The organism is Mesorhizobium tianshanense (genome assembly GCF_007830515.1).
Lineage (GTDB): Bacteria > Pseudomonadota > Alphaproteobacteria > Rhizobiales > Rhizobiaceae > Mesorhizobium > Mesorhizobium tianshanense.
This window is the reverse complement of record NZ_VLKT01000046.1, coordinates 26,727-51,156: the sequence shown is the minus strand read 5'-3', so window position 1 is coordinate 51,156 and position 24,430 is coordinate 26,727. Positions and strand designations below refer to the sequence as shown.

Here is a 24,430-nt window from a genome sequence, read left to right as displayed (position 1 = left end):
CTACCTGGGGCTCACGCTACTAGCCAGCACTTCAACCCAGCCATATTATTCATTAAGCCCCAATTTGGATCAGGAACGAACCCGCCAACCTTGTCGGATACTGCGTCAATCCAATCGTTGAAGACCGGGACGATAACGCCTCCCTTGTCGCGCAAAATAAGACCCATTTCGCTGTAATTCTTCTTGCGTTTAGCGGGATCAAGCTCGGAACGCGCTGCCATCAGGAATCGATCGAAGTCGGCATTCTTGAAGCGGGTATCATTCCACGCTGCGGTCGAGAGATACACGGTCGAATACATTTGATCCTGCGTCGGTCGCCCACCCCAGTAAGAAGCGCAGAACGGCTGCTTGTTCCAAACCTGAGTATCGTAGCCGTCGCTCGGCTCACGACGGACCTCGATCGGAATTCCTGCCTTCGCCGCACTCTGTTGAAAAAGCTGCGCGGCCTCAACCGCTCCGGGAAAAGCGCTGTCAGCGGTGCGCAACACGATTGGCGTACCGTCATGACCTGATTTTTTGTAGAATGCTGCTGCTTGTTCTGGATCATATCTACGCTGCGGGATTGAAGTATCAAAGAGCGGATAGCTCGCGTTCACCGGCATGTCATTGCCGACGCTCCCAAAGCCACGAAGTATTTTATCCACCATCTCATCCCGGTCGATCGCGAGCTTGAGTGCCATGCGAAGATCTTCATTGTCGAAGGGTGAGGTATCCACATGCATGGGAAAGGTGTAATGGCCGCGCCCCGAAACGTTTTTAATTGAGATGCCGGGCTTCCCCTTCAGTAGATCAGCGACCTTTGGATCAACAAGGTTTATCATATGTACTCGGCCGGACTGCAAAGCACCGTTTCGAGCCGTTGCATCATTTATGACAAGAACCTCGCTTTCGGCGACATGGCCGATATTAGAATCCCAGTAGTTCGGAAATTTCTTGAAGGCGTAGCGCACCCCAGGCTGATTGGCCTCCACAATGTATGGGCCGGCAGCAATGCCTGTGGCCGGATCGTCCTTGCCTCCGTTGGGCTGTATCACGAGATGAAAATCGGCCATGTAGTATGCGAAGTCCGCATTCGGTGACTTGAGTGTAACCTTGAAGGTGTCGCCGTCAGCGGATAAGCGGTCAATGTCGGTCAAAAGTCCGCGCGCGCCGGACTTAGACTTTTCATCCGAGTGTCGCTCGATCGTCTTGAGTACGTCTTCTGCCGTCACAGGCTTGCCGTTGTGAAATTCGACGCCCTTGCGAATTTTGAACTGCCAGGTGACATTGTCCTTGGACGCAAATTCTTCCGCCAGCCTATGCTCAAGGTCGCTTGAGGGCGTTACATTCAGAAGGGTTTCACCGCAATGGCGATGCGCTAGAAAGGTGGCATCGTTGGCGTTATACGCCGGATCAAGCGTGTCCGTACTTGCCCCATTGCCAGTAGCAATCTTGAGGTGACCGCCCTTGATCGGCTCACCTGCCATGGCAGATTTAGGCAAGACCGAGGCCGCGGCGGCGCTGAGGCCAAGTGCCGAGGCACGACCGAGAAATTCACGCCGCGACATATGGCCGGCGTCAAGCCTAAATTTCAGGCGTTCAAATTCCGTAGTCATGTGAGTCCCTCCCAGTAAACCATCATGCAGGGGAATACGCATCTTTTTCGAGACGCTGTTACATAATGCACATAAGATAATAACCCGTCAACCCAAGCTCCGCCGGTCAATAGCCTCGGTTCAGGTCGACTACATTCCGCAGCGGTGTTTTGTCGAGGTAACGCTCCAAGTTGTCGTTGAAAATCTCTAAAACGCGATTGTCGTAGTCGCTCATCCAGCCCGCGATATGGGGGGTGACGATGACGTTCGACATGGTCCAGAGAGGGCTGTCCGCTGCGAGCGGTTCTCGTTCAAACACATCGAGCACGGCCCCGGCGATTGTGCCTGCCTTCAACGCTTCGATGAGCTCGCTTTCCGCAACCGCCGAGCCCCGGGCTATGTTGACCAGGACGGCGGAACGGCGCATCAGCCGAAGCTGCTCGCGACCGATTAGCCTGACTGTTTCTGGAACGTGGGGAACGGCAAGCACAACGAAATCAGAAAGCCGCAGCAGCTCGGCAACGCTCTCCGGCGGGAAGAGCTTGTCGACGCCGTCGACCGGCTCGTTTATATCGCGTTTTGAGCCAATTACCGTCATCCCGAAGGCTTTGCCCCGGCGGGCGATGGCCGTACCGATAGACCCGAGCCCGACCACGCCGAGCGTCTGCCCAGCCAGTGGCGCCAATGCTCTCGGATGCCACGCCTTGCGGGACTGATCGTGAAGGAACTGCGGCAAGTTCCAATGCATCATGGCGATGCCCGTCATCACGTAGTCGGCGATGACTTCACCATGCATCCCCCGCACGTTGGTGACGATGAGTGCGCCAATGCGGTCCCGGATTGGCAAAATCGTGTCTATGCCCGCGCTCGCGCATTGAAACCAGCGCAATCGCAGGGCCTTGTCGAAAATCTCGACGGGAAAGCGGTGCGCGAGGAGAACGTCTGCCTGCGACACCTGCTCATCGAGAGATGCCGCGTCTTTCGCCGTCAACACTCGAACGCTAGGAAAGCGCTTGTGGACCAGCTGCGCATACTCCTCGGGGAACTCATAGAGCAGAACGGTGACGGCATTGCCAACTGCAGGCGTGGAGGATGTCACGATTAGCTTATCCCTTTCATTAGTCACGAGCCGTGGCGTTAGTCTTCGTCGGCTGAGATCGCACTACTGGAGGACCGGCGGTTCGCGATCGCATGTGACCTCCGGGTGTTACCTGCCGAGCCGGCATCGCCCGCGAGATTAGGGGCTTGGAGTTGGTCAAATGAGCGCCAAGGCCGTCTCTTTCCAATTTGAACTGGGAAACCGCTTCCCGGCGCCTTGCTCGATAGCGAATTTTATAGCCTGTGGTAGGACTCGCCCTTGTTTAGGTGTTTCGACCACATCCTTAGGTCGCGTAATCAGAGCCTTCGGCATTGAGCACGCGCTTCATGGCGTTGAAGTACAAAAGAATCTCTCGATTGACCTCGTCACTCGAAGCCCCTAGCGAGAACCGTATCTTGCTTTGCACCGCGTCCGAAATCATGCGACGTTTTCCTGCAGCCATCGCGATCATCTGGGTCATTGAAGCCCGCTCCAGAAAATAAAGCCGATGGTATGCTTCCGCTACGGTGGCGCCGGTGGTGACAGCGCCGTGATTGGCCAGCAAAAGGATTTTCTTTTCGCCAAGCACATCCGCCATTCTTTCGCCTTCGTCCTGTGCTGTGGCAAAACCATTATAGTCGACGTCGTAAGCGATCAGGTCCTGCACAAACACACCGTTCTGGCTGGACGGTTCCAGCCTCATATCATCTAGCTGGGTCAGCGCGGTCGTAAATGGCATGTGCGTGTGGAGGACGCAGGCAATCCCGCGCCGATGCATCGGTGCATGGATGCAGACTGCTGAGAGGTTCGCATCACCTTGGCCATTCACGACCTCACCGTCCAGCGACACCTCGATCAGATTGGACGCTTTCACCTCTGACCAGTGTAGGCCAAACGCATTCAGGTAGAAACGATCAGTGCAGCCGGGCACCATGAGCGTAAAATGATTGTCGATACCTTCGACGAACCCGTCCTTAACGGCTTGGCGGTGCGCCGCGGCCAGGTCAATTCGAGCATCCAGCCGACGTTGATTGTCTACGTTTGAGGGTTCTTGCGTCCTATTCAACATTTTTGTGCCTCTCGTTTCTCTTGGAGCCTTACATTTTTATCGTTGGGTGAAGCGCAATACATCGACCGAAGATACAGCCGCGCGGACAAACCAGCGCATTCTTAAAGCCTGTTTCGAAAGTCGCTCCGGCGAGTCATATGGTGGTGGTTTCGAGAACCGGAGCGCAGCGGACATTTGGGTCCGTGAGCACCGGAAGCGCAGAAAACGCTATCAGATGGTCCCGTCGGAGCAGAATTTCCAAACGCGCTCTAATTCGGTCACACCATAAGCTGACATATCCGCCTTCATTGTTGTCTCCTTTCCTAGAGCTCAAATAAGAGGATGAATGAGTGATGCCGGTCGGCGGCGTGTGCCGCCGCACAACGAGAACATCAAGAGTCGTGCCAACTGCGCAGGAAGCGCCTCAGAAAAACTGTTCTGCATATTATTCAATGGCTTCACTGAGAGCGCGGCGGCATCCGGCCGAACATCACCCTGTCGCGGACGCAACAAACCGGACAACAGCGGGTCAACGTAAGCGTACGTCGGGAGGGTACCGTCGCCTTACATTTAAGTACAGTCCGACAGCCTTCTGACTAACTGGCCGTTAGTGGCGAACTAACCTTTTGCGATCCTCCCAGTCGTGCCATTTTCCAGACTACCGGCACCCGATACTGCTGTCCGGGCAAACTCAGGCGTGATCTCAGATCACACCAAGCCATCGTCCCTGTCAATGGTGAAAAGATCTGCAATGAGAGATTGGTCCTCCGGGACGGCGCCGCACGTCTCTGTGCCGCGACGCCAACTGAAAACTCAGAGCCGCAGTAGCTCGAAAGAATGCATTCCGAAAATCTGCTGCGCAGCCAACGGAGGATTAGATGCCAAGCCTCGCACTTGAGGGAATAACGCGAAAGGCTTCCCGCCCGGCTACCTTGTTAGCAAGGCGCAAGACGTCCAGGGCCGACGACAAGGCGAGGAGTTCGAAGCCGGGCGCTAAATAAAGTGCGACCGTAATCGGCTCGGTAGAAGGAACGGACGGCCCCAGTCGGGGAAAAAGCGCGCGCCGATGTTGCGGACGGCATCCCAGGAACCAGCTTACGTTGAAAATCGCGATTTACCCCAAGGGGAAAGCCATTTGAGTATGCGGCCTGTCGCCAACAGCCCACGGCTTCAGGGGGCATTCGTTGAGACCTCCGGCGGGCCTTCCGTGACCGGCCCCTCTTGGAAGCATCTGAAATCGGGAAACTGGCAGCGTTCCGAAGATGTTCGTCGAAACGCGTGTCCATCAGGAGACTCTCCTCCTTAAGAACACCACGTAGTCAAAGCGGCGGAGATCTCCAATTCTTTCATGGGGAGAGATCGCAACGCCGCAGCTGGACAGGATCGGCGACATATCGAACGAAACGATACGCACTGGAAGTGGATCGAGCGGCTCCGGTCCCCGTCGTCTGCAGCAAGGCGCAGCACATCGAAGAAATTTGCAAAAGCCCCAAGGGTAAACCGATGGCGTAAGAGGGACCCGACGGACAGCGGGGCGCGGTCACCTCAAGCCTTTGTGTGGGGTTCTTGGTCGAGGAAGCTCCATCTCGCAAATCTACTGGCATGCCGACGCAAACGTCCTTTCGTCGGTTTTCCCCGTCGCTCAAATGAGGCGCGGGCTGGTTATCCCGCGTCGCTAGAGAATACCACGGAGAGTCTGGTATGGTCCACCACTGGTCCCAATACGCTTGGGCAGGCGACGGGCCTATGTCTCCATGACACGGCCTTGCATAGGTTGCACCGTTTGTCGGAACGCATGTCGCGCCACACCGCGGCTCCCCAGAGACGTACAATGCGCTGGATCGACCTCAGCGCCAAGCTCTCATCGGCCCCGGCGATCTCGCACTCTTCCGCGCTTTTACGGAGGTGCACCGGCTTGATGGCGATCATCACTCTTTACAGCACCGGACGGGCCGATCACGACTGCGCCTTCAAGGCCTGGATGACGGCGGCAATGGTAGCGGCATCAGTGCTGGAGGCGATGCGCAACCTGGCTCCGTCAATCTCCAATTCGATGCCAGCATCTACGGCAGCCTTCCTCGGCGAACGTGCCCGTCGCGCCTTCCTCGGGACTGACTTCTCAGGCGACACGACAACCGCTAGCGCGAACAGGCAACGGCAAGCACCAAGCGGTTTCCGCGAAAGTCGTCGCCATGTAGACCATTGCTGCGACGTTAGCCCGTGACGCGCGCGACGGAGCAAACAGTTACGCCAGGCTCGTAGCTCTCCGCGAAGATCTGCGCCTTCTGATCGTCGCTCCATTCGCGACGACGGCCATTGCAAGAAATACCTCCAAGCGGCCTGCCGGCTCATCCTTGGGAATAAGAGTCCGTTTTGAAATTCAAGGATGAGCGTTTCGGCGGATGAGATTGCCGCCCATTGCGACAAGGATCATGGCGTGAGAGACGTCGATGCGCTGCTCGTAGTCGCGCACGAGGCGTCGCCATCTGGTCATCCAGCCGAAGGTCCGCTCGACGACCCAGCGGCGGGGCAGGATCTGGAAGCCCTTCTGGTTGTCGGATCGACGGATGATCTCGACCACGAAGTCGAGATAGGTGGCTTTGTCCATGAGCTTCAGCCGGTCATAGGCGCCGTCGGCGAACAGATGCTTCACCCAGGGCCAGCGCTTGCGGATACCATCCAGGATCGCCTGAGCGCCGGCACTGTCGGAGATATCGGCCGGCGTCAGGTTGACCCATCAACAGCCGCCCATCCGTATCGACGACGATGTGTCGCTTGCGGCCGACAATCTTCTTGCCGGCGTCGTAACCCCTTGTTTCAGCTTGCGGAGCCTTGATCGACTGGCTGTCGATCACGCCAGCCGTGGGACTGGCCTCGCGCCCGGCCCGCTCGCGATCCAGCATCAGCGCCACGTCGTGGATAGTCTGGAACAGAAAGCGCCGCGCCAACTCGCGGAACCAGCCGTAGACGGTCTGCCAGGGTCCGAAATGGATCGGTAGCATCCGCCAACCGCAACCGGAGCGGACCAGGTAGCGCAGGGCGTTGACCACCTCCCGGAAATCAACCTCGCGCGGACGGCCGCGACGCCCAGGTTTGGGCATCAGCGGTGCGAACCGCTCCCACTCCTCGTCCGTCAAATCAGACGGGTAGCGCTTGGTCTTCTTGGCGATCTGGGCCATCCGGCCACGGCTCTGTTCTGTCCACATCCACAGCTTGAATCATAACCCAGCCTCAGACGGAACCCATAGCCAGGCGATTTTCAAAACGGTCTCTAAGCGCAACTCTGACATTGAAATATGTCCAAGCCTCTTTACCGAGGATTAACATCAATGATCAGGCGTTGATCCGGAAGGTGGGGTCCAAACGCCGAATATGATTGAATTCGTACTGGGTTGTCCTGGTCCACTATCTCTCAATTCTGCAGGTCCATAGTCATCCAGCCGTTTTCAGTCACGATGCTATGCTCGTCAGCGCTAACCTGAAGAGCCTGCTGTCGCGCCCAATGGCGAACCAAGCCCAGATGTAGTTTCAACTGTGAGCGCTGAACACCAGCCGTCCAAACGCCGCGATTTGTCACGCCGCCAGCGCTCAGCCCGAAAAGGAATGTCACAATCGAACGTAGTGCGGTCCCGAATATTTCCTGCGGCCACTCTGTACTTTCTGGCCAGCCAGACCGGATGACGTGGGCGAAAATGCTCGCACCTTCACGATTCAGCGTAGTATTGAGCTTACGAAATTCAGGATCGGCTGCAATTACCCCCCAGAAATTCACCCAGATCAGGCTGTCCTCAAAGTTAGACCTGGATGCTGGAAGCGCAACGTCAAGCAGGGTAGCAAGATCCGTCTCACCTTTTGCGAGCCGATGAGCGACCTTGCGTTCCAAGTTAAGAAATGGGATGCGCAGGGCAGCTGCGATAATGTCAGCCTTGCTTTCGAAGTAATGGGTGATCATTCCCGTCGTTACGCCAGCGGCATTGGCGATATCAATCATCGTGACTGCGGAAATGCCCTTCCCCGCTATCGCCTTACATGCTGCCTTGGCGATGCGGAGTCGAGTCTGCTCAACATCAATAATCTTTGGCATGGCCTTACGGTTCACCTCTCAGTTGCAAAATCTCGATTTCGCATCCGCGACCATCTGCCGCCACGAGGCGCCAGATGTCCGCGAAACGGTAGTTCTTGGCACCATTAGAGTCGTGCCTAGGATCACTGTACCATCTGCTCTTACGAGCAATTGCGAAATGGTCAATATATAATCCGATTTGACTGAATTGCCACTCGACTGCGCCAGTCGGACGCAGAGCCATGTCACCGTGGTTCTCGTCAATTCCTCCCTGACGAAAGGGGCCGCGAGCTTGGTTTTTGATCCAACCCGGCTCGTGTCAAGTAGCGCTTGAGGCTAGTGATTTGCCGGCGAGCGGGCCAAGCCTTGGGTTCCAGGACCGCGCGGATGGCGATGCCATTAATGAACGCAATTAGTTCTTCCGCCTCATCTTCCATTTCCTGCTGGCTCAGATAGGCAGATCGTCGGCTCAGGCCCGCAATACAGGTCTTTACCTGTTCTAGCCAAGCGGCATGCTCGGCCGCCTGCGCTTCGCGAATCATCGGATCACTTAAGGAGCGCATCCAGAAATAGTACCAAACCAAGCTCTCGCGGGCCGCGGCTGGGTGGATTGGAAGAGCCTCGCACAAAGCGGAGAAGTAGTCTTTGGGGTTGGTCGCCAGCCGCTGGACAATCCTCACGCTCATGCTCTTCATTGCAAAGCGCTGTGCAGCGAGTAGCAGAGAAGCTTTGTCAGGAAAATAATGGGTCAAAGCACCGGTAGTGAAACCGGCCGACCGTGCCACTTTCACGAGCTTGACTTTGTCCAGACCCCACTCCGCGATAGCCTCGCAAGCGCTCGCGGCAAGTTGTTCACGTCGTAGATCATGGTCGACTACCTTCGGCATGATTCTTGATCTACATGGTAGTGGCAGGTCCCACAACCGCCCATGGGAACGATGTCCCTGCCACAGGAGAACCCTGTTCCGAAGTTATGAAACAGCAAGGTCGTGCTGATCAACGATCTCCGTGAAGAAGTTATCTACAACTTCTGATGATTATTTTGGCGCGGTCGACCCAATTCTACAAAGCGAAAGCGGTCGAGATCCCGATCAAACCTACAGAAATCCCGTAATTCTTGGACAGTGCGTGAACTTATCTCGAAAAGAGTTGAAAGATGGCGCCTCCGTCCGCTTCTGCAGAAAAAACGACATCGCCTGGCGCTAGTTCGGGAGCAAGTTGCGTTTCGACATAGCGTTGGAAGATGGCTGCATTTATCGGCGCGTTGACGATCCACGGTGCGACAAGGCCATGGCATCGCTTCTTCAACAAGGCATTGACGCGGCTGATCTTCATCGATCGTCGACCAATACGAAGCTGACCAAGCGCACCGGCTGGGCGCCGAAGGGTGAGCAATTCAGGACGCATGCGCCATTCGGCAAGTGCCAGGCGCAGACCTTCATCGCCCGTTTTCGCGGGGCCCATCCACAGCCGCCCCAAGCGGTTGAGCAGACGCTCGGCATTGGAGCGGTGCGCGTTCACCCCGCTCCCTCCAGTCCGACACAATGCTCATCCAGGGTCAGTTCACCGACCTCGGCCAATCGCAAGCGCACAACGTCAGCATGCTGCTCAAGCCTGCCGCCACCCGCATGGCCCTGGCGGCGCGCTTCAAGCGAACCGGTCTGCCTGCGCAGTTTGATCAGATTGTGTACAAAGCGAGGTGAGACGCTCAAATGGCGCGCGGCTTCGCGGTGACCATGTCCCTCATCGACATACGCGGCAACACGCCTAGGCAACTCAAGTGGTAAGCGGTTTGCCCATCGCGGTCGCCCCTCAGCCGCTATGAATCATGAACTCAAATCAATAGGAATCTGGAGGCTTCTGTGAGGTCCGCATCACGACCGGGCGGTCAAGCGCATCGTCGGACCTCATTGCAAGCCGGATTGAACGGAAGCGAGGGTTGGTCAGGCTCTATGGGGATTGTGGCCCGCAGCAGTGATCGGGATCGTCTTCGCCGGGGCGATGAAGGGTTCTGGGTACGCAATGGCGGCGGCGGAGGATGCCATTGTGGAGGCAGGGATCTTGGTGGCGGATGTCGTCAGTCGGATTGCCATGCGTCCCATTGGCGGCCTGGCTGCATCCCTCTCTAGGATGGACCAAGAGTTGCCGGTCCGGCCCCAGCGCCGCCGAGCCCCATGAACGCGCGGCGCATGCCCTCACTACCATGCTCCGTATTCCGGATGATCACGCTCGCCATCTGGCAGCGGTGCGCTGCCGCAAGGGGCTCGGCGCGGGCGCGTTCGGCAACCGCTTGGAGGTCGTGTTCCCGCGGTTTGGCCAACAGCCTCCGGCACAAGTCGAGCTTGGCAGCGCGATGCGATGCGATCGTCCTCCATGCCGATCAACCGGGAATTGGCGATGGCGAGGCGGTGGGTGTAGCGGCCGAGATAGGCCAATACCTGCTTTGGAACACCGAAAGGCGGCTTGGCGTAGACGACCCATTCCCGGCTGCGGGGTCGGCGAGCAAGCGGGCGAAGGCATCAGGCTTTGCCAGGTGGGCGAGATCGCCAAAGAAGCCCAGCCGCCCGCCACCATGGGCCGCTCGCAGCTCCTCCAGAAAGAGCCGGCGAAACAGGAGCGACAGCGGTCGAGCGGGCTTGTCGTGCGCCGGATGAGGCTGTTCGAGACCTTGGTATAGCGTGCCGTCGAGGACAGATTGTTGTGGCCGAGCAGCACCTGGATAATGCGAATGTCGGTGCCGTTCTCCAGCAAATGCGTGGCGAAGCTGTGCCTGAGCGTGTGGACCGTCACACGCTTGTCGATGCCGGCGGCAGCCCGCGCCGAGCGGCAGGCCGAATACAGTACCTGCACGTCGATGGGGCGATTTGCCTCCCGGCCGCGAAACAGCCATTCCTTCGGTTTGGCTAGCCGCCACTAGACCCGCAGGATGCGCAGAAGCTGCTCCGACAGCATCACGGTGCGGTCCTTGCCGCCCCTGCCGCCCTTGCCGTGTTCGACCCGGATGACGCCGCGTTCGCTGTCGATATCGCCGACCTTCAGCCCGACGGTCTCCGAAGCGCGAAGGCCTGCGGCATAAGGCCGTCGTCAGCGCCGTGCGTGTCTTCAGGCTCGGCACCGCCTCAAGAAAGCGGACAACCTCGTCGGTGCCAAGAACCCCCGGCGGCGTGCGCGGCGCGCGGGCATAGACGATCCGTTCTGGAATCTCGGCATGGCCGAGCGTCACGCCGTAGAAGGCCGCAGTGCACACACCGTCTGGTTCAGCGCCGGCCACGAGATCCCAGTCGAGACCGATGCACCTGGAAAGCGCGGACATCCTCAAGGCCAAGCCGGTCAGGGGATCGGCCGAAATAGCGGGAGAACTTCACCGCCGCGTGCACATAGGATCGTTGCGTGGCCGGCGACAGATTGCGGATCGTCATGTCCTCGATCATGCGCCGGCGAAGCGGGCTCAACTCGGCCATCTCATTGTTCCTGTTGCAAAGATTGCGCTTCAACAGCCGCGATCCTTCGAAACAGAAGCTTCAACCGCAAACAGACCCGCCAAATGCGCGTCAGCGGCTTCGTTCAATCGCTTAAAACGCGACACGCTCTAAGCTCGCGCGTGCATTCAACGCAAATCGGAGCCGCCGCTCAGGTAGACTTGCTACGTAGCATCCGACGGGATCCCCGCGTATAGCTGGAGGCTGATAGCGGTCAATTTGCTTTCTTGGTAAGACAAGTATGTAGCAAGAAACGTTCAACAGTGAGCTGGAGCGCGAGAGTGGTGCGTCCACGGTCGCGCTCCAGTGCAAGTTACACATGATCGAGCCCGCCCCGCCAGATTCCCGTGGCGGCGTTATTATGCGCTATTATTGTTGCATCATGGATCTACAAGAGCAGATCAGCACGTCCTACGACCCTGACTCCTCCGCATACAGATTATCTTGGGCTCCAAAGGATCGGACTCTGTCTAAAGGGGTTTATCTGTTCCGACACAGCCTGAACTCATGACTACAAAAAGTAAACTGCGTAGGCTTGAATGATACAGACGAAATTATTGGCGGCGAAAGCGTAATACGGGAACTAACCTGCAGTCACTACGCGCATTCGCGCTTCAAACTCGTTTAAAGTTTTCCCAGCTCCCATGTTGTATTTTGCCAATACTCTCTGAATGGCCACGAGACACTCGTCTCGGGCCATCTCCTGTTCCCTAACAGATCTTCCCGCCGCCTGGTCCGCGGTACCTTTCGTGAACCGATCCATGATCTCTTGTGTCAAAGTCGGGGCCGTGTTGTGTGACCAAGGCCAATCAACAGACGGTCCGAATTGTTTCCAGAAATGTTCGGCGCCCCCTTCTCCGCCCGAAAGCATGTAGAGCTGGCTCATGCCCATGATCGCCCAGCGCAAGCCAGGGCCGTATACGATGCTTTCGTCCAGTTCACCGGTAGTCGCGATATCATCGTTGAGGGCGTGAAGAATCTCACGCCACATGGCCTCCTGAAGTCTATCCGTGAGATGACCAGAGACCTCACGCCTTAGCATCAGGACGTGCATTCCAATCGATCGGTAAAATTCAGCGGCTGCCTCCTTCGCGTCCGGACTCGTTTGGCTGTTTCCAACGACCTCAACCAAAGGACACAGGTAAACGGGATTGAATGGGTGACCGACAATTATTCGCTCCGGATTCGATAGGCCAGTGTGCAATTCGCTTGGCATGAATCCCGAAGTGCTGGAGGATATAACTACGTCAGGGTCAGCCACTTTGGAGATGGGCTCCAATACCCGTAGTTTGAGTTCGAGAGACTCGGGCACATTCTCCTGGATGAAATCGGCCTTGGCCGCCATCTCTGCTGGGTCCAGGGTGAATGTGAGTTTGCCCCGCGCCGGCATAGGCATTCCAGCAGTCAGCGCCTGCAATTGTGGCATCGCAATTTCGACGGTCTCTCGAATCCGCTTCTCCATTTTCGGATCAACGTCAGCGGCGATCACGTCGACACCACAGTGCAATGCACGCGCAGCCCATCCGCCACCGATTACGCCAGTACCAAGCAACCCAAGGGTACGTACCTTACGCATATCTTCTCCTATGACCATTTGACGGTAAGCGATACAAAACGGGGCAGCAGGGGGCGGCCCTCTTTTTTCTCTACAATACTCCGCGCAGGTGATGACCACATCTCGATTAGTCCGTTTCCTTTGCAAATTTTTTGTAACAGAAGATATATAACCGTCCTTGCGTAAATAGGCTAAGCAAAAAATGGCGATCTATCACTCCGACTTGCGGGCAGGCTCAAACACATGGGTGCCGCCCCGCCGGTCGGCGAGGCCATCAAACCGCCTCTCTGTTGAAGCCCCAGGAGAATGCCCACGCGTCTCGATCATGTCATCGCTGCTCAGGCTCCCCTTCTTGGTTCCAACCGGTGTAGGCCCGGACGGAGGGGCTCTCGATGAGGCCAATACAACAACTCAAATCCGGGCCACTTCGGACAGGCGATCCCAACCGCTTAGCCGTGGCAGGCGGATCAAGATTTGCGCCACCTTACTTGTAGCACAAATGTCGGTAAATTCATCTCGGGAACAATTAGGCGCCGCTGTGGCGCATCAACTGGCGACTGATGATCAGACGTTGGATTTCAGATGTACCCTCCCAAATGCGCTCCACCCGCGCATCGCGATAGATGCGCTCCAGCGGTAGATCGGCCATCAAACCCATCCCGCCGCAGGTCTGGATTGCCTGGTCGGCTACGCGAGCCAACATCTCAGAACACCAGACTTTGGCCATGGCGCAATCCTCTGCCGCAGAGGGCAGCTTCTGGTCGACCCTCCAAGCTGTATTCATGAGCAAGAGCTCACCGAGTCGGATGTCGATTGCCATGTCAGCCAAGGGGAAGCCGATGCCCTGAAATTTCCAGATGGGTTGGCCGAACTGCTTGCGCTGTGCCGCATAGTCGACCGCAACCTCAAAGGCGCGCTCTGCCCGCGCCTGACAGACAGCCGCGACGCTGAGACGCCCCGGGCCGAGCCATTCGTTGACGACAGCAAAGCCCTCGCCTTCCGCGCCCAACATCTGCCAGTCCCCGACTCGCACGTCATTGAAATGTAGGATGTTGTTGTAGGAACCCCGATGGCCCATATGTTCGTAGCCCTTAAGGACCTCCAAACCAGGGGTGTCTAGATCGACAAGAAAACAAGAAATCCTCTTACGCGGACCTGCCGCAGTCGCCGTCTCCCCCGTTGCCGCGAACAGAACCACAAAATCGGAGATCTGGGCGTTGGTGATAAAGTGCTTTGTGCCGTTGATCATCCAGTCTGAGCCGTCCTTGACAGCCCGGGTCTTCATTCCCTTAAGATCGGATCCTGCGTCAGGTTCCGTCATCGCGATGCAATCACGTTTCTCGCCACGCATCACGGGTTCGAGAAAGTGAGGGATTTGCTGATCCCGGCAAGCCGCCAGAATATTGCTCGGCCGAAGCACGCACGACGCCAATGCCTGGGAAGCTCGGGCCAGCCCTTTCTCAACCAGCGTGTACGAGACGCAGTCAAGCCCGATGCCACCCACCTCTTCGGGCATGTTGCAGGCGTGGAGCCCTGCTTCGATCGCTTTATGGCGAATATCCAGTTCAAGCTCGCGTGGAAGTTCACTGGTACGCTCCAACAGCGCCTCGTGCGGGATCAATTCCTTCTCGCAAAACTCCCTTGCAGTATCGGCGAGCATTTTCTGTTCTTCGGTCAGGTTGAAATTCATAACTTGTCTTCCTGGTTGTATGCGTTGGTCGGGGACAACGATGACGAGATCTGCCTGGACCGCGCCAGCTTAGCATCGCGATCGTTTCGTCAATTTTTGTTATATCTATCGTAGACGTGAGCAATCGCGGCTGCCCCGGCGGCCTCGATGGAGGCCTCCGCAAAACCGCTCGGCGAACTCGGAAGGCTCCCGAACAACGATGCAGTGTCCACCCCCGCTTGTCAGCACAGTGAAGAAAACTTTCCGATTCATAGAGGGTGGCAGGGTCTCCCTCATAACCCTCAAATGCCGAAGGGATAGCAAGCTATACGCCCTTCCAGACAGGCTTCCGCCGTTCGACAAACGCGCGAGCCCCTTCTAGTTGATCCTCTGAATTAAAGCACTTCTGAGCCGACGCCAAAGCCCGGCCATGCTCCAGTGCCGCCTGCTCTGGCAATCCCTCAGTACGACGCATCATGTCCTTGATTGCCGCAAACACCAGTGGTGGCCCGTCTGCCAGCAGAGCTGCCAGCTCGCGCGCTCTCGGCATCAAGTCTTCGAGAGGTAAAACTTCATTGACCAAGCCCCAGCGCAGTGCCTCCAGCGCTTCCATCCTGCGACCCGTTAACATGAACTCCAGAGCAACTTGGCGCGGGATCCGACGCGGCAAAGCAACGACTGCGATGTTTGGCACAACGCCAATGTTGATTTCCGGGAGCGAGAAGTATGTGTGCTCCGCTGCCAATATGATGTCAGCAGCTAAAGCTGCCTCAAGCCCACCACCGACGCAAATGCCATTAATTGCGCAGATGACGGGTTTGTTGAGATTGGGTAGCTCGATAGCCCCTGCCCAACCTCCCACCCCAACATCGGAATCGGCCGGCTCGCCAGCTGCGGCAGCTTTCAGATCCCAGCCAGCGCAAAAGAATTTATCCCCGGCTCCAGTGAGTATCGCGACCTTCAAAGTGTTGTCGTCGCGGAAATCTCGGAAAGTCTCTCCCATTAATCGCGAAGTAGCGGCATCGATAGCATTTGCTTTCGGCCGGTCCAATACGATTTCAAGAACGGCGCCACGCCGCTCAATCCTCAGAGGTCCTTCCATCTTTACTCCTCCCCATTTTTTCGAATGAGGCAGTCCACAGCGACTGCCCCAAGACCTTGCGCGCGGACAATAATTGGATTGATTTCAAGCTCAACAATGCCAAGTGTCGGGTCCTGCGCCAGTTCTGCGAGCGACATGACGGCTGAGATCAAAGCCTCTACGTCTCCAATTGGTCGCTGCCGGTATCCCAATAAGAGACGGAAGGACCGCAACGTTTTCAACGCGCTCAGGACGTCGTCCCTGGAGAACGGAGGTAGGAGAACAACCGAATCTTCGATAAGTTCGGCAAGTACGCCGCCAGCTCCAATCAAAACGACCGGGCCGAATTCTGTGTCAACATTGGCGCCTATAATAAACTCCGCGACGCCATCTACAATCATTTCTTCGACTAAAATTTCATCTGTAATTCGTCCAAGTCGTGTCGCTTCCTTGATCGCCTTCTCGCGCGTGTCGATGTTCAGTGAAACACCACTAACCTCCGTCTTGTGCTGGCACAGCTCAGACGATATTTTCATCACGACCGGATAGCCAATCACCTCTGCCGCCCCGGGTGCATCCTTGCCAATGACCCGAATGGATTTGGGTGTCTTTATCCCGGCCGATGACAGCATCTTCTTCGCATCGAATTCGCTGACGTTGCGAAATGCGGTCGCGTACGCACGTTGCGCAAGGCGTGGTGGCTGGAAGTTGGCCCACGATGAACCGATTTGAGCGGCGACCTCGAACGCCCGAAACGTCTCCAACATCCCCTGCATTGGAGCCACCCCGGAATCTATCGCCAACTCAGCAATCGACGCGGGTGTCGATTCTGACAGCGTGCTGGCGATAAAACCCTTGCTTCCGGTTGCCCGTGTGGCGGCGATAAACGCTCTTACGGGAACCTTATCGATATGTGCCTCAGATTCCCCGGTTGGGTGATCTACAAAGAATCCGTAAAGATCCGCCTCGCCGTCCTGGACCGCGGAGAACATCTGGCAAAGTGTAGGCTCGTCGTGCCAAATGCCCGTCTGGAAATCGAAAGGATTACCGACCGCAACGTGGCCCCCTAGAATTTTCCCGAGCTCATCCCTAGTCTCGGCCCGGACCTTCGGAAGCTGCACATCAAGCCCCTGAAGCAGGTCAGAGGCGATCGCCATGTCGCCTCCCGATCCTGCGGAAATTGCCAGGCGGTTTTCGCTGAATGGGCCGTGCACATGGAGCAGCTTCAAAGTCTCAACGAACTCGGCGAGGGTGTCACATCGCCCGACACCGAGCCGCTGCAGAAATGCATCAAAATACTTCTCGCTGCCCGCCATAGCGCCGGTATGGCTGAGAGTAATGCTGCGGGCGACCTCCGAGCGGCCGGCCTTGATCATCACAATGGGAACCTTTTTGTCCCGGGCGGCGCATGCGAAATCTCGAAATGCCGCCGAATCTCCAACTGATTCAAGGTACATGCCTATGGCAGTTACCCTCGGATCGTTCAGTGCGGCATAGCCGATATCAATTGAGGTTACGGACGATTGGTTTCCAGTTGAGAAAACGTATCCAATCGGCAGATGCCGCTTGGCAAAGAGCACATCGCAGGCGACGGTACCCGACTGGGCAATGACACAAACGCCACGCTCCACCGACCGCGCAACAACAGGCTCTGGAAATAGTGATACGCGATCGAAGAAGTTCACCATTCCTAAGCAGTTGGGACCGAGAACCGGAAGACCTCCAGCAGCCTTCAGCAACCTGCTATTGTAGTCAACGCCATCAAAGCCCGGGCGCTCCGAAAATCCGGAGGCCAAGCAAATTGCCCCGCCGGCACCAAGTTCCCGAAGTTCCTGCACTGCCTCGAGAGTCGCGTCGCGGTTTATGCCCAAAAAAGTACAATCGGGTACCGTTGGAAGTGCCTTTAGCGAGGGCCAGTAGCCCTCTTGGCCTCCTGCGGCTCTTTTTGGATGCACCCTGTACACCGGACCTTGAAATCCGAATTCTTCACAGCGGTCTGCGACCAGATCCGCCCATCGCCCACCCAGGATGGCGACGGACTTCGGTGAGATCAGGCGGCCCAGATCTGTTCTCATTCAGCTGCCCCTATATCCAAGCCGCCTAGTTCTTTTTATTATCGTCATTATTATATCAAGGCGTTGGGCCGAGTCAAGCCGGCGTCGACAGCCGGCGTCGACGTGGATGTCGGTAGCACCGGATATGTCCGGTTTAGACGTTATGACCGTGGTGTGAGCGGTGGCCCGCCCTTAGTCTTTGCAGCTGTAAGCAAACGGGGGTTGCTCGGGAGTGCCCGAGCCGAGCCCCAAGCAAAGGAAGGACGGGCCGTGACAGAAGATAACGTTTTTTACGTCGGTGTCGATGTGTCGAAAGCCAAGCACGCGATAGCGGCCGCCGAAGGCGGACGGGATGGAGAGGTCCGGTATTTCGGCGAGATCGAGGCGACGACGGCGGCCGTGGAGCGCTTCGTGCATAAAAGACCGCGGGCGGTGGTTCGGGTTCACCAACGGCTTGTCGACCTGTACTTGGGTCCAGTGCGTACGACACGACGATCCCGGTCCTGGCGAAGGGGCAATCTACGACAGGGCGTACCATGAAGCCGTTGGACCTCGAAAAGTTTGACGGCGGTGCTGACGTGGCCGACCTGATCGACCAGCGTCTGTCTCGACAAATCGATCGTCTCTCCGCCCGCACCCTTCCGTGTGACGCCGCGCGGCTTCCTCGGCCCCAAGTTGCTGGCGGCTGTGATGCTCGACTGGATCGCCGGAGCAGTCGCTTCAAATGCGCATGGCTCATCGCCTCGCAATCCCGGCAACTGAACCTCTCGCGCACCGTTTAGATTGTCTAGAAGCAGCGCGGGATCACCCTGTCCAAGATATACGACGCTAGCGCGAAGCGCTGTGATCCCAGATCACGTTAGGGGCTCTCGTGTTATTGGTCAAGCAGTGAATTCTGGCTCACAATGTTTAGAACTGGCATTATGTCTTTTGGACAAATGAATTGTCGTCGGCAGCTTGGCCACGATCACTGGCGCGAGCTATTGCCACGCAACGGTGCCGAAGGAGAACGGGCCATTTCTTTTAAGGCACCTAGCCTGCGCCTTCCAGACCTCCGCGGAGTATAACCCTGAGGCGGGCGTGCCACCTACTGCGTGGCTCAGCTATCTTTCCGCGACGGCGCGATCACTTCCATCTCGTTGCTCTGTCAGCGTGACGACGATCTGGCGCGCAGCCACCAAGATATCTCGCTGGATAGTGACACGAGCCCCTCGAGCGTCCTTCTCAGCCAGCGCCCTTACAAGATCCCGATGAGTCTCACTTCCACCCGCCAAGGCCGAACTAGTCGCCACAAAATTTAAAAGTGGTCCAATCTGAAGCCACATACCTTCGATCAGCCGAAGCAGTCTCGGCATGCCCGCCTTCCTATATATATGAAAATGGAATATTCTGTTCAATTCCAAGTAATTTGTCCAATCAGGTGTACCATCAAACATCTGATGGTTGATATCTGTGAGATATTTGAAATCTGTTTCATCGAGATTTCCGACAGCGGCTTCAACAGCCATACCTTCGAGCTCACTCCGAATGTGCGCTATCTCCATCAATGACTGCGGGTTCAGAACCGGAAGCGCAAACGTTCGATTAGCTCTACTCTCTATTGCACCCTCAGCGACCAGCCGCTGTAGGGCGCCACGCACAGGCATCGAGCTGACCCCTAGGACTTCTGCAAGGGAGCGTATTGAGATCACCTGCCCTGGTCGCAGCCGACCCGCTATGATCATTTGCCGAAGATCATCATACACACGATCGTTGAGTGTGGACCGATCCAGCGAACTGATGCTGAGAAGCGTCAGTCCCTCAAGTGCGCGGCTTGGCATCTAATCCTCCGTCGGCTGCAGCTTTTCGCAATGCACTCTTTCGAGCGACTGCGGCTCTCTGACTTGTCAGTTGGCGTCGCGCACAAAGAGTGCGCCGCCGTCCCGGAGGACCGATCTCTCATTGCAGACCTTTTCACCGTTGACAAGCACGACGCTTTTATGTGATCTGAGATCACGCATCATTGTCATGCAATATGGATACTCCCTTCGACAATGAGGACCTTCGTATTGCAGTCAAGCTCGCGATCGACCGGGATGGGATCGTGGATAAGGTACTTCGTGGCTTTGGCAGCGTCGGCAATGATATGCGGTGAACGCGAGTTATCCGCTCTTTGATCCTTCCATTCCGCAGCGTCGGTATGATCCAGAACAAGCAACGGCATACAAAAAAGAATCAGGTCATGACGGTTACGCCCATCGTGTTGCTAACCGCTGACGGCGCTTTTCCCGGAGCGGTGGCGCCAAGAAAGGCCTTGCCATGCTCTGCATCGGCGGCGGCATGGGCGTCGAAGCGACGAACTGAGCCAATAGCGAATACAGAATAATGGCGTCGGCGCGCCTCACCGTTTCGACTGATACGTCTTAATGCCGGCGGTTCCTTCAGGGCGATCGTGTCGCCGACGAGAAGGCGCGCTGGCGTGTCAGATGTGATCTCACTTACCCGCAGGCCGTTGCGTTGACACGTTCAAAGCCGTTCGGCGGGAAGAGTCCGGGCCTCACGAGGCGCTATCTGGTGCGTCTCTCGGAAACACTTCGAAAAGTGCGATGCAGATATGAAGCCGCAAGCAATTGCAATTTCCAGGACCGGCAGCGCAGACTGGGCAAGGAGGAGCTTCGCATGCTCCAATCGCAATTCGCGGAAATAACGGCACGGCGAGCGTCCCAGGTCAGCGCGGAACAGACGTTCGACCTGCCGTCTCGACAGCCCCGCCGCCGCTGCCAGATCCGCCATCGTAAGCGAGGCATCCAGATTCCTCTCCATCAACTCAATGAGTTTGACGACCGTCGGGTTGAGCCTGCCATGCTGGCGTAAAAGCGGCAGCCGCTGGCGCTCATCGCCCATACGAACACGGCCCGCCACGGCCAATTCACCGACACTCACCGCGATAGGCTCTCCGCAATATTGTTTCACAAGCTCGATCATCATATCGAAGGAAGCCGTGCCGCCGGCGCAGCTCCAGATGTCATTGTCGACTTCGTAGACGGTGGCGGCCGCATCAGTGCGCATGAACCTTTCCTTGAACGCCGGCATCGCCTCCCAATGAACGGCGCACCTGCGGTCGTTGAGCAAGCCAGCCTTGGCCAAAGCGGCAACCCCGCTTCCAAAACCGCCTGTCCCGATCCTGCGTTGCCGGCATTCGCGCAACCATGCGCTGAGCACTTTGGTCTCGCGGCCTTCATCAGGCTCATCGCCGCACACCAGAGCCAAGACAGGGCGTTCGGGTTGCATAACGTATCTCCGTTCCTGGGCGAGGTCGGCGTCAGCCGCCACTACAATGCCGCAGCTGGCTCGCACCGCTTCACCCAGGTGAGACACGGTGCGCCAGCGGAAGGCTTCCCGCCTCGCCGCTTGGTTGGCAAGGCGGAAGACGTCCAGGACCGACGACAAGGCGAGAAGTTCAAAGCCGGGTGCCAAGTAAAGCGCAACCATGATCGGCTCAGTAGAAGGAACGGACGCCCACGCGTCCTTGGACCAGTGGTGAACCATGTCAGACTCTCCGCTTTGTTCTCTTAGCGACGCGGGATAACCAACCCGCGCCTCATGTGAGCGACGAGGGAAATTATCGAAAGGACGAATGCGCCGGCATGACAGTAGATTTGCGACACGGTCCCGGTTCATCCAAGCGTCCGACGCTGAGGCTTGGACGGGCCCCTGCCCCACTCTCGGTGGGGTTCCTGCTGCTCCACCGGTTTACGCTTGGGGCGTTTGCCAATTTTGTGGATGTGCTTCGCCTAGCTGCCGACGACGGGGACCGTAGCCGCCCCATCCACTGCCAGTGGCGGATCATCTCGCCCGACATGTCACCAATCTTGTCCAGCTGCGGCGTTGCCATCTCTCCCCATGAACGGATCGGAGATCTGAGCCGTTTTGACTACCTGGTGGTCGTTGGCGGAGTCCTCGAAGAGGAAAGCCTCCTCGCCGACACTCGGTACGACGACCATCTGCGGCACGCTGCCGAAGCGGGCGTACCACTCGTGGGGCTGTGCACCGGCTCATTCATCTTGCATCGTGCCGGCCTCATGCACGGCTACAAGTGTTGCGTCAGCTGGTTCCACAACTCTGATTTCCTGCGGCTATTCGACGGTCTCCAACCCGTTTCCGACCAGATTTTCGTTGTCGATCGAGACCGGCTGACCTGTTCAGGCGGCGCGAGCGCCGCCCATCTTGCAGCCTTTCTCGTCGACCGTCACCTCGGTAAAGCCTTGGCCGCCAAAAGCTTGCGGATCATGATGTTCAACGAGGCGGCCAAGGGTGAGACGGCCCAGCCTTCCGGACGCCTCGAGTTTGTAGTTCGTGATGAAGTCCTGAAGCGGGCCGTGATACTCATGCAAAACCACCTTGATGTCCCGCTGACAATTGCCCGGTTGGCTGACAAGCTCAATATGAGCAAGCGGCTGATCGAGCGCCGCTTCCGGGCCGAACTTAATACTTCGCCGCAGGCGGTCTACACCCAGATACGCCTCGATCACGCTCGGCATCTTTTGCTGAAAACCGACAGGCCAATTTCTTCCATCGCTTTGGAATGCGGCTTCTGCGACGGCTCGCACCTCAGCCGCGTCCTTCGCCTTTATTACTCGCGGGCACCTCAAGAGTTCAGGTCGTCTCAGGACCCAGAATCGCTGTCCCTGCATCGCAGGCGCACGGGGCGAGAATAGCTAGGAACCGGCGATGGCTGGCAGGAACCAGTTTTGGGTGCCTTGCTCTACCGGCGGCTGGACAACGTCTTCGCCGCGAGCCCCGATGGATTTTCGCGCGCTTCCACCTCTTCATCGGCCCCTAGACATTGGCCGAAGCCAAGCCGGTCCACACACCAGGTTCCGAGAATCTGCCGCGTTAGCAGAACGTCATCGCCGCACCGTTCAACTGCCCGTGCTGCGCTTCGGTTAAGCTGGCCAAGCTTGGCGAGGACGTCACCGAGACGCTGGAAGTTATCCCGCTCCAGTGGAAGGTGATCCAGACCGTGCGCGAGAAGTTCAATAAGATGCGCCGAGGCACCTTTCCCGAAATCGTCTGGTGCGCCTATAGTACATCAGCCGTTGGTCGGCGCGCCGCCGCCGATCACTCCGGGTCGTCATAACGGGTGACGTAATGGAGTTCGCGGAGGGCGGGAATGACGAGGCGATATCTTTGTACGCCTCGTGCTCGATGAAATGCGCGGTCTCGGGCCCCGGCCTGGGCTTGCCGAGGACTGGCCTGCCCTTCTTGTCGACGCAGTAGATCAGGATCGGCAGCAGCAGGCCGTGGTTGGGGTTGTCGAGGTCGAGTAGCCGTCTCCAGCTTTTGATGTTGAGATAGGGCGCGGGTGGTCGCCTGACTCCTACGCCTCCGCCGCTGTTCGCCATTCCGTCGGCGTCTTGCCGAAAGCCTGTTTGAACGACCGGCTAAAATGAGACGAGTTCTCGAAGCCCACTTCGACCCCGATGTCGATGGGAGGGGCGTTCGTCCGCTTCAGCAAGAGCTTGGCGCGTTCAAGCCTCACCCTCTTGTAAATCGTCGCGGGGGAGGCTTTCGCGTGGTTGGTGAACAGCCGCTCCAGTTGTCTGCGGGAGATGCCGACCGACGCGGCGAGACTCGGAATGTCGAGCGTGTTCTCGGTATGGGTTTCCATCAATATCAGAGCAGCTTTGACCTTGGGATCGGTGGACTCGATTTCTAACGGCCGCTCGGCTGAATATCCAAAGGCGACCGGGCTTTTCGATCTGCAGGACCAATTCGTCATGGTGCAGCCAACTGACACAGGTCTCATGGCCCTTCATCAGGCCAAGCTCCGCTAGGATGAATGTTCCCGTGCACAGCCCGATAGCACGATCTTGCGACCGACTTGGAAGGAATGCGATTGTCTTATCGTCGATCAGGTCACCGTCGCCCAGCAGCCCGCCGACTACGACGATGTAGTCGAAGAGTTCGGGATCGCCCAGCTCGGGCGTCGGCGAGACCTGAATGCCGCAGCTCGACTTGATCGAGTTCCTCGAGCTGGCGAGAACCTGCCAGTCCGCGAATGCTCTACCGGAACGGTCGCCTTAATCGCTCGCAAGTCTCAACGTGTCGACAAAAAGTGCGAACGGGGAGAGAGTGAAGGACTTCGCAACCACAAGCCCTATTTTGAGAATAGCTGCGCTAGTGGGAAGTAGCACTACGCCCGCCGCTGCGGTTGGCGATGCGTTGAAACCTGGTAGAAACTGGCGCGGCAAGATTGTCTTCTCAGTCGAGATGCGCTTCGGGAAGCAGCGCCCAGAATGCCAGGAGCGGGGCATTATTAGATCGCATAGCATGCCTGGTTCCGGGAGGGTTGTAGAAGGAGCCGCCACCGGGCGCGAACCATCTGCCCTCCTGCATGAACCCGCCCTCTGAGAGGACGAGGTACTCCTCTTCCGGTGGATGACTAGGTGGTGTAACGTACATGAGGGGGCATTAGGGAGACGCCTAGCCACTCATCGTAGCGCACTTCCAAGCCGCCCTTTCCGACGATCGTCGCGTTCGCGTGGCCGACGGACGAAATTGCTGCTAGTGGAATCATCGTAGGAAGTTCGCGTTTGCCACTGGAGACGTAGCTCGATGTCTCGGGATCGGGCGGCCAAGCCGATCAGCGAAACCTCGGCGGTGGCGATTCTTGGAGTTTCGTCGAGATATTCATCGCAGACAGGTACTCGGCGTCCAGGTGAATCGTGCTCGACGCCCGGCACCTCCAGCCGAGCCGAAATCCGCGCCACGGACTCTTGTGATCGCATATCGGATATCGCCTTTTTGGACGCGAGGAGTGCGGCGTCGAGGAAGTCTTTCAGCTTTG

18 protein-coding genes and 5 pseudogenes are annotated in these 24,430 nt (G+C 57.4%); 5 read left to right on the top strand and 18 right to left on the bottom strand.

Annotation, left to right across the window (positions count from 1 at the left end; genetic code table 11):
* Window positions 1-11: 11 nt before the first annotated feature.
* The 3 genes from IQ26_RS29025 to IQ26_RS29015 form a co-directional block, all read right to left on the bottom strand.
* A complete protein-coding gene (locus IQ26_RS29025) occupies window positions 12-1,595 on the bottom strand; it encodes an ABC transporter substrate-binding protein (protein ID WP_145721771.1) in 1,584 nt (527 codons plus the stop codon).
* Window positions 1,596-1,701: 106 nt separating this feature from the next.
* Entirely contained in the window at window positions 1,702-2,673 is a 972-nt protein-coding gene (locus IQ26_RS29020; RefSeq protein WP_240547287.1) for a D-2-hydroxyacid dehydrogenase, read from the bottom strand.
* A 283-nt stretch (window positions 2,674-2,956) separates the two neighbouring features.
* On the bottom strand, window positions 2,957-3,721 hold the full coding sequence (locus IQ26_RS29015) for a class II aldolase/adducin family protein (protein WP_145721769.1): 765 nt from the start codon (window positions 3,719-3,721) through the stop codon (window positions 2,957-2,959).
* Window positions 3,722-5,531: 1,810 nt separating this feature from the next.
* Between IQ26_RS29015 and IQ26_RS40670 the strand changes: the two genes are divergently transcribed.
* A complete protein-coding gene (locus IQ26_RS40670; protein ID WP_240547286.1) occupies window positions 5,532-5,924 on the top strand; it encodes a hypothetical protein in 393 nt (130 codons plus the stop codon).
* On the opposite strand, the gene IQ26_RS41650 is transcribed toward IQ26_RS40670, so the two are convergent.
* From IQ26_RS41650 to IQ26_RS41645, 5 genes are all read right to left on the bottom strand, one after another.
* On the bottom strand, window positions 5,914-6,027 hold the full coding sequence (locus tag IQ26_RS41650; protein ID WP_322791167.1) for a transposase: 114 nt from the start codon (window positions 6,025-6,027) through the stop codon (window positions 5,914-5,916). The two genes, IQ26_RS40670 and IQ26_RS41650, sit on opposite strands and share 11 nt — an antisense overlap.
* A gap of 53 nt (window positions 6,028-6,080) precedes the next feature.
* A protein-coding gene (locus IQ26_RS29005; protein ID WP_240547285.1) for an IS5 family transposase occupies window positions 6,081-6,906 on the bottom strand; the annotation gives its coding sequence in 2 pieces (ribosomal slippage) (window positions 6,081-6,437 and window positions 6,439-6,906; 825 coding nt in all).
* Between the two features lie 206 nt (window positions 6,907-7,112).
* Window positions 7,113-7,784, bottom strand: a complete 672-nt coding sequence (locus tag IQ26_RS29000; protein WP_145721768.1) for a TetR family transcriptional regulator — start codon at window positions 7,782-7,784, stop codon at window positions 7,113-7,115.
* Between the two features lie 239 nt (window positions 7,785-8,023).
* Complete coding sequence (locus tag IQ26_RS28995; protein WP_145721767.1) at window positions 8,024-8,650, bottom strand: TetR/AcrR family transcriptional regulator; 627 nt, start codon at window positions 8,648-8,650, stop codon at window positions 8,024-8,026.
* A 247-nt stretch (window positions 8,651-8,897) separates the two neighbouring features.
* Window positions 8,898-9,284, bottom strand: coding sequence for a hypothetical protein (locus tag IQ26_RS41645; protein ID WP_208760235.1), 387 nt, complete (start codon window positions 9,282-9,284; stop codon window positions 8,898-8,900).
* Between the two features lie 23 nt (window positions 9,285-9,307).
* On the opposite strand from IQ26_RS41645, the gene IQ26_RS40020 reads away from it, so the two are divergent.
* Window positions 9,308-9,466, top strand: a complete 159-nt coding sequence (locus IQ26_RS40020; protein ID WP_208760234.1) for a hypothetical protein — start codon at window positions 9,308-9,310, stop codon at window positions 9,464-9,466.
* A 645-nt stretch (window positions 9,467-10,111) separates the two neighbouring features.
* Here the strand turns inward: IQ26_RS40020 and IQ26_RS41640 are convergent.
* The 7 genes and pseudogenes from IQ26_RS41640 to IQ26_RS28940 form a co-directional block, all read right to left on the bottom strand.
* Window positions 10,112-10,398, bottom strand: a pseudogene (locus tag IQ26_RS41640) (transposase); the annotation flags it as partial.
* A pseudogene (locus IQ26_RS40015) lies at window positions 10,386-11,224 on the bottom strand (tyrosine-type recombinase/integrase); the annotation flags it as partial. The pseudogenes IQ26_RS40015 and IQ26_RS41640, both read right to left, overlap by 13 nt.
* 601 nt (window positions 11,225-11,825) lie before the next feature.
* Window positions 11,826-12,818, bottom strand: a complete 993-nt coding sequence (locus tag IQ26_RS28965) for a 3-hydroxyacyl-CoA dehydrogenase NAD-binding domain-containing protein (RefSeq protein ID WP_145721765.1) — start codon at window positions 12,816-12,818, stop codon at window positions 11,826-11,828.
* 505 nt (window positions 12,819-13,323) lie between these two features.
* Window positions 13,324-14,487, bottom strand: a complete 1,164-nt coding sequence (locus IQ26_RS28960) for an acyl-CoA dehydrogenase family protein (protein ID WP_145721764.1) — start codon at window positions 14,485-14,487, stop codon at window positions 13,324-13,326.
* 304 nt (window positions 14,488-14,791) lie between these two features.
* Complete coding sequence (locus IQ26_RS28955) at window positions 14,792-15,568, bottom strand: enoyl-CoA hydratase-related protein (RefSeq protein WP_145721763.1); 777 nt, start codon at window positions 15,566-15,568, stop codon at window positions 14,792-14,794.
* A gap of 2 nt (window positions 15,569-15,570) precedes the next feature.
* Entirely contained in the window at window positions 15,571-17,622 is a 2,052-nt protein-coding gene (locus tag IQ26_RS28950; protein WP_145721762.1) for an acetate--CoA ligase family protein, read from the bottom strand.
* Window positions 17,623-18,704: 1,082 nt separating this feature from the next.
* On the bottom strand, window positions 18,705-19,421 hold the full coding sequence (locus IQ26_RS28940) for a GntR family transcriptional regulator (RefSeq protein WP_145721761.1): 717 nt from the start codon (window positions 19,419-19,421) through the stop codon (window positions 18,705-18,707).
* A 194-nt stretch (window positions 19,422-19,615) separates the two neighbouring features.
* On the opposite strand from IQ26_RS28940, the gene IQ26_RS40650 reads away from it, so the two are divergent.
* Window positions 19,616-19,735 carry an ABC transporter substrate-binding protein gene (locus IQ26_RS40650; protein ID WP_240547284.1) on the top strand — a complete coding sequence of 40 codons (120 nt, stop codon included), beginning with the start codon at window positions 19,616-19,618 and terminating at the stop codon, window positions 19,733-19,735.
* 371 nt (window positions 19,736-20,106) lie between these two features.
* On the opposite strand, the gene IQ26_RS28930 is transcribed toward IQ26_RS40650, so the two are convergent.
* Window positions 20,107-21,129 carry a GlxA family transcriptional regulator gene (locus IQ26_RS28930; RefSeq protein WP_162458102.1) on the bottom strand — a complete coding sequence of 341 codons (1,023 nt, stop codon included), beginning with the start codon at window positions 21,127-21,129 and terminating at the stop codon, window positions 20,107-20,109.
* Window positions 21,130-21,227: 98 nt separating this feature from the next.
* Between IQ26_RS28930 and IQ26_RS28925 the strand changes: the two genes are divergently transcribed.
* The gene (locus tag IQ26_RS28925) at window positions 21,228-22,298 is read left to right on the top strand and encodes a GlxA family transcriptional regulator (RefSeq protein ID WP_208760233.1); all 1,071 of its coding nucleotides are present in this window, start codon (window positions 21,228-21,230) and stop codon (window positions 22,296-22,298) included.
* A gap of 161 nt (window positions 22,299-22,459) precedes the next feature.
* Window positions 22,460-22,618, top strand: a pseudogene (locus tag IQ26_RS28920) (IS66 family transposase zinc-finger binding domain-containing protein); the annotation flags it as partial.
* A 342-nt stretch (window positions 22,619-22,960) separates the two neighbouring features.
* Here the strand turns inward: IQ26_RS28920 and IQ26_RS28910 are convergent.
* Window positions 22,961-23,777, bottom strand: a pseudogene (locus IQ26_RS28910) (GlxA family transcriptional regulator).
* Window positions 23,778-23,844: 67 nt separating this feature from the next.
* Window positions 23,845-24,425 (bottom strand): annotated as a pseudogene (locus IQ26_RS41635) (dimethylsulfonioproprionate lyase family protein).
* Between the last annotated feature and the right edge of the window lie 5 nt (window positions 24,426-24,430).